Here is an 8,697-nt window from a genome sequence, read left to right on the forward strand (position 1 = left end):
CCTGGCCGCGATGGGCTGCGAAGCAGCCCCGGCGATTCTGAAATCACCTGCACTCGCTGGCTCAATCGCAGATGCCAATGGCCTCAGGGGCCGCTGCGCAGCCCATCGCGGCCAGGTCCGCTCCTACAGGGTTGCGTCGTTCAATTGCTTAACTGACTGGCATTGGGGCTAGCCCGCGATGCAGGCGCCGCTGTGTTCCTGATGCAACGCGGTGTCTTCATCGCAGGCAAGCCTTGCTCCTACACAGGGGGACGGCCCGATCGGTGTCAAACCGAGTCGCCGGCCCTTTGAATGATCGACTGGGCCCGGCCGATCACCGGGGCATCGACCATTTGCCCGTCGAGCACGAACACCCCTTCACCCGAAGCCGCCGCATCGAGTATGCGGCGGGCCCAGGCCAATTCTTCAGGGCTGGGCTGCAGTGCGGCATTAATCACCGCGACTTGGCTTGGGTGGATGCATAAGGCGCCGCCAAAGCCCATGTCGCGGGCGAACGCTACCGATTCGCGCAGCCCGGCGGTGTCCTGGATGCCAGGGAACACGCCATCCAGTGCCGCTGCCAGGCCCGCGACGCGGGTGTGCAACAACACGGCATAGCGTGCCTGGCCGAGCACCTGTTCAGCCGCTTGGCTGCCGTTGCGCAGATTCAGGTCCAGCCCCAGATCCAGGCTGCCGAATAACAGCCGTTCGACACCGCGCGCCGCAGCGATGCTGCCCAGCGCGGCCAGGCCACGGGCGCTTTCGATGATCGGCCAGAGCGGTTTGCCGGTGGTGTGAGCGCTCAGTACCTGCGCCGCCGTTTCGGCCTTGGGCAGCAGGATGCCGGTGACGCCAGGATGTCGCTGGCACAGCGCAAGATCAGCCGGATGAGCCCAGTGTTCCGGCGCATTGACTCGTACCAGCACTCGCGCTTCGGGATGCTCGGTGAGAAACCGCTCCAGATTGGCTCGCGCCTGCTCCTTCAGGCGCTCCTCGACGGCATCTTCCAGGTCGACGATCACCCGGTCTGCTCCGCTGGCAAGCGCCTTCGGGATTCGCTCGGGACGGGTGGCGGGAACGAACAGGGCACTGCGCACAATGGACGTACTCATCGGGCAACTCCTTGGTCGAACTCGATTTCACCCACTTGCGCGGTGCCGTCTTCGTTGCCCGCCCAGACGTGTGCCTTGCCCGCTTCGATCACCCGCCCGCCGACTTCGAAAGGCTGCGGCGAAATCAGCGGTCGTACGCCGCGGAAACTGAAGCGCTTGAGCGTTGCGTCTGGATGCGCGCGCGTAAACGCTCGCAGGTTGAGCGTGGCAATCAGCGGCCCATGAACCACCAGGCCGGGATAGCCTTCGGTTTCGGTGACGTAAGGGTAGTCATAGTGAATGCGGTGGCCGTTGAAGGTCACGGCCGAGTAACGGAACAACAGCGTTGCGTTGGGCTCCACCGACTCGCGCCACTGCCCGGCCGGCAGCGGCTCGGTGCCGCCAAGCTTGGGCGGGGAGGGCTCGCGGTAGACGATATCCTGCTCGTCGAGCAGCACGCTCTCGCCGTGCTGGAAGAACTCATGGCGAACCGTGACGAACAGCAGAGAGCCGGTACGGCCGTGTTTTTCTTCGACGTTGAGAAGGGTCGAAACACGGTCGACCTCGGCCCCGACCAGCAAGGGTTGCTTGAACGTCAGCCGACTCCCGGCCCACATACGGTTGCGATTGTCTGCCGGCGGCAGAAAACCGCCCCGTGCCGGGTGGCCGTCCTGTCCCAGACCTGCTGCGGCAACCGTGTCCTGGAAGAACGCCCAGTGCCACAGCGGTGGCAGCGCTTCACCGGGCTGCGGTGCGGTTTCTCCCAGGGTCGCGGCAATGCGCTTGACCAGGTTGTCGCTGATCTGGTCGCGGCGTTCTTCGGTGCGGCCGATCCAGGCAGAGAGATCAAGGGTGCTCATGAGGTTTACTCCTTTCAGACCGCCGCGGTGAGTTCTGGAATGGCTTCAAACAGGTCCGCCACCAGGCCGTAATCGGCGACCTGGAAGATCGGTGCCTCTTCATCCTTGTTGATCGCAACGATCACTTTGGAATCTTTCATGCCGGCCAGGTGCTGGATCGCACCGGAAATGCCGACGGCGATGTACAGTTGCGGCGCGACGATCTTGCCGGTCTGGCCGACCTGCATGTCGTTGGGCACAAAGCCTGCGTCGACGGCAGCGCGGGATGCACCGACGCCGGCGCCGAGCTTGTCGGCCAGGGCGTACAGGTGCTTGAAGTTGTCCCCATTCTGCAGGCCGCGACCGCCGGAAACGACGATCCTGGCAGCGGTCAGTTCCGGGCGATCGGAGGTGGCCAGCTCTTCGGTGACAAAGGACGACTTGCCTGCGTTGTGGGCGGTTGAAAGGATCTCGACCGACGCCGTACCCCCTTCGGCGGCAACGGCGTCAAAGCCCGTGGCGCGTACGGTGATGACCTTGATGGCCGCTGTCGATTGCACGGTGGCAATGGCGTTACCGGCGTAGATCGGACGCTTGAAGGTGTCGGCCAACTCCACCGAGATGATCTCGGAGATCTGGTCGACGTCCAGCTGAGCGGCCACGCGTGGCAGGATGTTTTTGCCGTTGGAGGTGGCTGGCGCGAGGATGTGGCTGTAACCCGCCGCAAGCCCTGCGATCAGCGGCGCAACGTTTTCCGGCAGCTGGTGGACGTAGGCAGCGTTATCGGCGACCAGCACCTTGGTGACGCCAGCGATCTTCGCAGCGGCTTCGGCCACGCCACCGACATGGGCGCCGGCCACCAGCACATGAATTTCGCCACCGATCTTGCCTGCAGCAGCCACGGTGTTGAGCGTGGAAGAGGCCAGCCCGGCATTTGAATGTTCAGCAACAACCAAAATAGCCATCAGATCACCTTCGCTTCGTTCTTCAATTTTTCGACCAGTTCTGCAACCGACTTGACCTTGATGCCTGCGCTGCGAGCCGCCGGGGCTTCAACTTTGAGGGTCTTGTTGGTCGAGGCGGTGGAAACGCCCAGAGCATCCGGGGTGACGGTTTCCAGCGGCTTCTTCTTGGCCTTCATGATGTTGGGCAAGGAAGCGTAGCGTGGCTCGTTCAGGCGCAGGTCGGTGGTGACGATCGCCGGCAGGTTCAGGGCAACGGTCTGCAGGCCGCCGTCGATTTCACGGGTGACACTGACCTTGGAGCCCGCGACTTCCACCTTGGAGGCGAACGTACCCTGGGCGTAATCGGTCAGGGCCGCCAGCATCTGGCCGGTCTGGTTGTTGTCGCTGTCGATGGCTTGTTTGCCAAGGATCACCAGCTGGGGCTGTTCCCTGTCGACCACGGCCTTGAGCAGCTTGGCCACGGCCAGGGAGTTCAGCTCATCATTGGACTCCACCAGCACGGCACGGTCGGCACCCAGAGCCAGGGCCGTACGCAGCTGTTCCTGCGCCAGAGCCGGGCCGACGCTGACCACCACGATCTCGCTGGCAACGCCTTGCTCTTTCAGGCGCACCGCCTCTTCCACAGCGATTTCGCAGAAGGGGTTCAGGGACATTTTCACGTTGGCCAGGTCGACGCCGGAGTTGTCCGCCTTGACGCGAACCTTGACGTTGTAATCGACCACCCGTTTTACCGCGACTAGAACTTTCATGAACGTTATGTGCTCCACAAATTCATTGAAACCTGCTTGGGTTCAGATCGCACCGTCAGCGCGCAAATTCGCGATGCGTTCCGCTGACAATCCCAGCCCGGCCAGTATCTGCTCAGTGTGTTCGCCCAGGCCCGGCACGGCGTCCATGCGCGGTTCGAAAGCGCTGTTGGACGCCGGTGGCAACAAGCTCGGGACTCTGCCTGCGGGTGTGCCGACGGCGCGCCAGCGCTCACGGGCCAGGAGTTGCGGATGGTCCCAGACACCTTGCATATCGTTGACCCGCGCGTTGGCAATCTGTGCCTGGTCAAGGCGTTCGATCACCGCATCGAAGGTCAATGCAGCAAAGGCCTGCACGATCAATTCGCGCAGCTGCGTTCGGTTCTCCACGCGCTTGAAATTGGCATTGAAACGCTCATCGCCAGCCAGATCCGGCTGCATCAGGACCTTGTCGCAGAACAGCTGCCATTCGCGCTCGTTCTGCAAACCGAGCATCACCGTGCTGCCGTCGCCGATGGGGAAGGGGCCATAGGGATAGATGGTCGCGTGAGCCGCGCCGGCGCGCGGTGGTGGTGGCGCGCCCTCGTAGGCGTAGTACATCGGGTAGTTCATCCACTCCACCAGGCTTTCCAGCATCGACACATCAAGGTGGCTGCCGCTACCGGTCTTGTCGCGCAGCAGCAGGGCGCCGAGGATCCCCGTGTAGGCATACATGCCAGCGGCGATGTCGGCGATGGAGCACCCAGCCTTGGCCATTTGATCATCGCCCGGGTTACCAGTGACCGACAAAAAGCCGCCCTCACTCTGGATCAGCAGGTCGTAGGCTTTCTTCTTCTCGTAAGGGCCACCGACCCCGTAGCCGGAAATGTCGCAGACGATCAGCCGCGGAAAGCGCGTGCGCAAGGCTTCAAAGGACAGCCCCAGGCGCGCGGCGGCACCGGGTGCGAGGTTCTGGACCAACACATCGGCGCTCTCCAGTAATTGCTCCAGCACGCCACCGGCGGCGTCCTGCTTGAGGTCCAGGGTCAGGCTTTCCTTGGAGCGGTTGGTCCAGACGAAATGCGAGGCCAGACCGTTGACGCGCTGGTCGTAGCCGCGGGCGAAGTCGCCCACGCCCGGCCGTTCAACCTTGATCACCCGGGCGCCGAGGTCAGCGAGTTGGCGGGTACAGAAGGGCGCTGCGATGGCGTGTTCAAGGCTGACGACGGTGATCCCGTCGAGCGGGCGGATACCCTTGGGCTGGCTCATGGTGTTATCTCTCTTGTCATGGCACGCCCTGCGCCGCGAACAGCAGCGCCGGGCCAATGGGTGTTCACAATCTGCCTCAGAACGACCGTGGCAGCTCCAGCAGGTGCTCGGCCACATAGGACAGGATCAGGTTGGTCGAGATCGGCGCGACCTGGTACAGGCGGGTCTCGCGGAACTTGCGCTCGACGTCGTATTCGCAGGCAAAGCCGAAGCCACCGTGGGTTTGCAGGCAGGCGTTGGCGGCTTCCCACGACGCTTTGGCCGCCAGGTACTTGGCCATGTTGGCACTGGCACCGGCGTTCTTGCCGCTGTCGTATTCCTCGCAGGCGCGCCAGCGCATCAGGTCAGCGGCTTCGATTTCGATGTGCGCTTCGGCAATCGGGAACTGTACGCCCTGGTTCTGCCCGATCGGGCGGCCAAACACTACGCGGTCGCGGGCATAGGCCGCGGATTTTTCGGTAAACCAGCGGCCGTCGCCGATGCATTCGGCCGCGATCAGGGTGCGCTCGGCATTCAGGCCGTCGAGGATGTAACGAAAGCCCTTGCCTTCCTCACCGATCAAGCTGTCGGCAGGAATTTCCAGGTTGTCGAAGAACAGTTCGTTGGTCTCGTGGTTGACCATGTTGGCGATCGGCTGAACCGTCAGGCCATTGCCGATGGCTTCGCGCAGGTCGACCAGGAAGATCGACATGCCTTCGGATTTTTTCGTCACTTCGGCCAGTGGCGTGGTGCGGGCCAGCAGAATCATCAGATCGGAATGCTGGACACGAGAGATCCAGACCTTCTGGCCGTTGATCACGTACTTGTCGCCTTTACGCACGGCGGTGGTCTTGATCTTGGTGGTGTCGGTGCCGGTGGTGGGCTCGGTGACCCCCATCGACTGCAGGCGCAGCTCGCCGCTGGCCAGCTTGGGCAGGTAGTAGCTTTTCTGTGCCTCACTGCCGTTACGCAGCAGGGTGAACATGTTGTACATCTGCCCGTGGATGGTGCCGGAGTTGCCACCGCAGCGGTTCACCTCCTCAAGGATCACCGAGGCCTCTGCCAGGCCCAGGCCGGAACCGCCGTACTCCTCGGGAATCATCGCCGACAGCCAGCCGGCTTCGGTCATGGCGCTGACGAAGGCTTCGGGGAAACCCTTCTCTTCGTCGATCTTGCGCCAGTAGGCAGCATCGAATTCAGCGCACAGGGCGCGCACGCCCTCGCGGATGGCATTGAGTGCTTCGTCGTTGCGATCAGTCATTTTTGTTCTCTTCCGGTTCAGGATCGAACTGTAGGAGCGGACCTGGCCGCGATGGGCTGCGAAGCAGACCCAGGGGCCGCTGCGCGCCCCATCGCGGCCAGGCCGGGACGCCGGACCGCCGCTCCTACAAGGTCGGTGGTGATCATCAAATGGGGTTGTGGCCCAGGGCTGCGCGAAAGCGATTCTTGATGTAGTGACCATCACGCGGTGGCAGCACGCGCGGCGGGTTTTCGGCCTTGATCTTGATCGTCGCCAGCTTTACGCCGTCGCGACTGGCGAAGCGCTCGCGCAGATCATGCACGCCTTCCATGTCGCGGATTTCGTTGGTCCAGCTGAAGCCGCAAGTCTGGGCGATCTGGTCCAGCTTGATGCCGAAGCCGGCGTGGCTGACCTGCATGCCGGTCTCGCCGAAGTGGCCGTTGTCGAGCACGGCGATGGTCAGGTTGGCAGGCTTTTGCAGGGCAACGGTGGCCAGGGCGCCGAAGCCCATCAGCAGTTCGCCGTCACCGGTCACCACCACCACCGACTTGTCCGGCTGGGCATTGGCCAGGCCCAGGCCGACGGTGATGGCGCTGCCCATCGCCGCCCACAGGTAGTAGTTGTTGTCGTGGTCGCCGGCGGCCATCACGTCGTAGGAGGCTGAACCCAGACCGGTGACGACCAGCAGGTCCTTGCGGTCTGCCAGCAGGGTCTTGACCACTTCGCGGCGGCAGAGGGTGTGGTTGGCGCTTACTTGACCCATTTCTTTTCTCCAATCAGGCGCTGGCCGAGCAGCAGGGCAGTGGACGAATCACCGTTGAACGCCATGGTGGCGGCGCCGTGCAGCAGCGGGGCGACATCCTTGGGATCGTCGGCACGCCAGGTCATGACCTTCATCAGGTTCAGCGATTGCTCGGTGGCCTGGCCCATGGGGTTTTGCCAGGCGTTGAACTCGGCCCAGTCGCCGCGCAGGGTGACCACCATCAGCAACGGGAAGCCTGCGCAGACCTGCAGGGCGAGGGTGTTGATGCAGTTGCCGACGCCGCTTGATTGCATCAACAGGGCGCCGCGCTCGCCTCCAAGCCAGGCCCCGGCGAGGTAGCCGATGCCTTCTTCTTCGGTGGTCAGCACCACGGCCTTGATGTCCGGGTCTGCATAGGACATGCGAATCGCGGCAGAGTGGCCGGCATCCGGTACGAAGACCACGTGCTTGACGTCGTGGGCCTTGAGTACGCGGAACACGTCCTCCTGCCAGTCCTGCCCGACGGTTGGTTCAGCTTCTGTTGACATGCCAGTCTCCCAAGCACTGCTGCGTTGTTGTTTTCACTCATTCTGGAGCGACTGGCGGGCGACGACGACTACCGTTTTTCTCTTTGTGATATGCCCAACGGGCATACCTCGTGGCACTGCATACGTATAAACTTTTGCTCACTCGCTGCTGCGCGCAGCCCGCTATCAACCTGACTGGTTCGCCCATGGATGTCGTTCAACTGAATACCCTGATTCACGTGGCAGAGCTTGGCAGCCTCAGCAAGGCCTCCGACCGTCTGCATATCGCCCAGCCCGCGCTCAGCCGTCAGATTCGCCAGTTGGAAAAGGAACTCGGGGCCTACCTCTTCGACCGCCATGGCCGTGGCATGGTGATCACCGATGCCGGCCGCGAGGTACTGGCCCACGCGACGCGGATCATGGAAGAAATGGAGTCGATTCGAAGTTCGGTGGTCGGTGGGCGCGCCTCGTTTCGTGGCACGGTGCAGATCGGTACCACACCCACCGTTGCCGAGATCGTCACCGTGCCGCTGGTCACCCGGATCCGCGAAGCGCACCCGAACCTCTCCGTGCGGTTTTCCTCAGCCTATAGCGGTTACCTGCTCGACTGGGTCCAGCGCGGCGAGCTGGAGCTGGCCATCTCCTATGACCCGCAGCCGCTGCACACGCTGCGCATCGTGCCGGTAATGATGGAAAACCTGTTGCTGGTCGGGCCACCCGCTGCGGGGCTCAGCCTTGACATGCCGGTGGCCTTCAAGAGCCTGGCCGAACAGGAACTGGTGGTGCCCAGCGCACGGCACAACCTGCGGATGATCCTGGACAACTGCGCGCGCGAAGTCGGAATCAAGCTCAAGACCCCTGTGGAAGCCGACTCGTTCGGGGCGATGATCGACCTGGTCCGCAATGGCTTCGGCCTGACCGTTCTCCCGCTGGCGTCGATCTACTCCCAGCTGGAAAACGGCACCCTGTGCGCCGCGCCTTTGGTCGATCCGGTCCCCATGCGCAAGTTGGTGCAGGTGTTCGCCGCGAACCGCCGCGTGAGCCCCGCGGCGAAGTTCGTTGCTGACGCCTTCATCGAGATCGCTGCCGACCTGGTCGAGCGAAAAATCTGGGCGGGACACATGCTTTGAATCCCAGCGGATGACCAGCCTGTGTAGGAGCAAGGCTTGCCTGCGATGAGTTCACCGCCGTATGCCTGATACACCGCGGTGCACCCATCGCAGCATAGGTATCTACACATCTCCCGATTCTGGTCTATAAAGGGACGGCATGGATATCAAATGACCGGGCTAGACGCCCGACTGACAAAACGCTACGACGAGTTAGTCATGGGACACAGTA

At 62.9% G+C, this 8,697-nt stretch carries 9 protein-coding genes; 1 reads left to right on the top strand and 8 read right to left on the bottom strand.

Going from position 1 to position 8,697, the window contains the following annotated elements:
• Nucleotides 1-266: 266 nt before the first annotated feature.
• From GUY40_RS21335 to GUY40_RS21370, 8 genes are all read right to left on the bottom strand, one after another.
• Nucleotides 267-1,091 carry a CoA ester lyase gene (locus tag GUY40_RS21335; protein WP_166570895.1) on the bottom strand — a complete coding sequence of 275 codons (825 nt, stop codon included), beginning with the start codon at nt 1,089-1,091 and terminating at the stop codon, nt 267-269.
• Nucleotides 1,088-1,930, bottom strand: a complete 843-nt coding sequence (locus GUY40_RS21340; RefSeq protein WP_166570896.1) for a MaoC family dehydratase N-terminal domain-containing protein — start codon at nt 1,928-1,930, stop codon at nt 1,088-1,090. The genes GUY40_RS21335 and GUY40_RS21340 overlap by 4 nt, the downstream gene beginning before the upstream one ends.
• A gap of 14 nt (nt 1,931-1,944) precedes the next feature.
• The gene (locus GUY40_RS21345; protein ID WP_166570897.1) at nt 1,945-2,874 is read right to left on the bottom strand and encodes an electron transfer flavoprotein subunit alpha/FixB family protein; all 930 of its coding nucleotides are present in this window, start codon (nt 2,872-2,874) and stop codon (nt 1,945-1,947) included.
• Nucleotides 2,874-3,623: an electron transfer flavoprotein subunit beta/FixA family protein gene (locus GUY40_RS21350; protein WP_166570898.1), complete on the bottom strand. Its 750-nt coding sequence runs from the start codon at nt 3,621-3,623 to the stop codon at nt 2,874-2,876. Before GUY40_RS21350 ends, GUY40_RS21345 begins: the two co-directional genes overlap by 1 nt.
• A 42-nt stretch (nt 3,624-3,665) precedes the next feature.
• Nucleotides 3,666-4,868, bottom strand: a complete 1,203-nt coding sequence (locus tag GUY40_RS21355) for a CaiB/BaiF CoA-transferase family protein (protein ID WP_166570899.1) — start codon at nt 4,866-4,868, stop codon at nt 3,666-3,668.
• A 76-nt stretch (nt 4,869-4,944) separates the two neighbouring features.
• Entirely contained in the window at nt 4,945-6,108 is a 1,164-nt protein-coding gene (locus tag GUY40_RS21360; protein WP_166570900.1) for an acyl-CoA dehydrogenase family protein, read from the bottom strand.
• Between the two features lie 145 nt (nt 6,109-6,253).
• Nucleotides 6,254-6,850, bottom strand: coding sequence for a thiamine pyrophosphate-dependent enzyme (locus tag GUY40_RS21365; protein WP_166570901.1), 597 nt, complete (start codon nt 6,848-6,850; stop codon nt 6,254-6,256).
• Nucleotides 6,838-7,377 (bottom strand): thiamine pyrophosphate-binding protein, encoded by a 540-nt coding sequence (locus tag GUY40_RS21370; protein WP_166570902.1) that lies wholly within the window; start codon nt 7,375-7,377, stop codon nt 6,838-6,840. Before GUY40_RS21370 ends, GUY40_RS21365 begins: the two co-directional genes overlap by 13 nt.
• Before the next feature lie 185 nt (nt 7,378-7,562).
• Between GUY40_RS21370 and GUY40_RS21375 the strand changes: the two genes are divergently transcribed.
• Nucleotides 7,563-8,486, top strand: coding sequence for a LysR family transcriptional regulator (locus GUY40_RS21375; protein ID WP_166570903.1), 924 nt, complete (start codon nt 7,563-7,565; stop codon nt 8,484-8,486).
• The last annotated feature ends 211 nt before the right edge of the window (nt 8,487-8,697 follow it).

The organism is Pseudomonas sp. R5(2019) (genome assembly GCF_009905435.1).
GTDB lineage: Bacteria > Pseudomonadota > Gammaproteobacteria > Pseudomonadales > Pseudomonadaceae > Aquipseudomonas.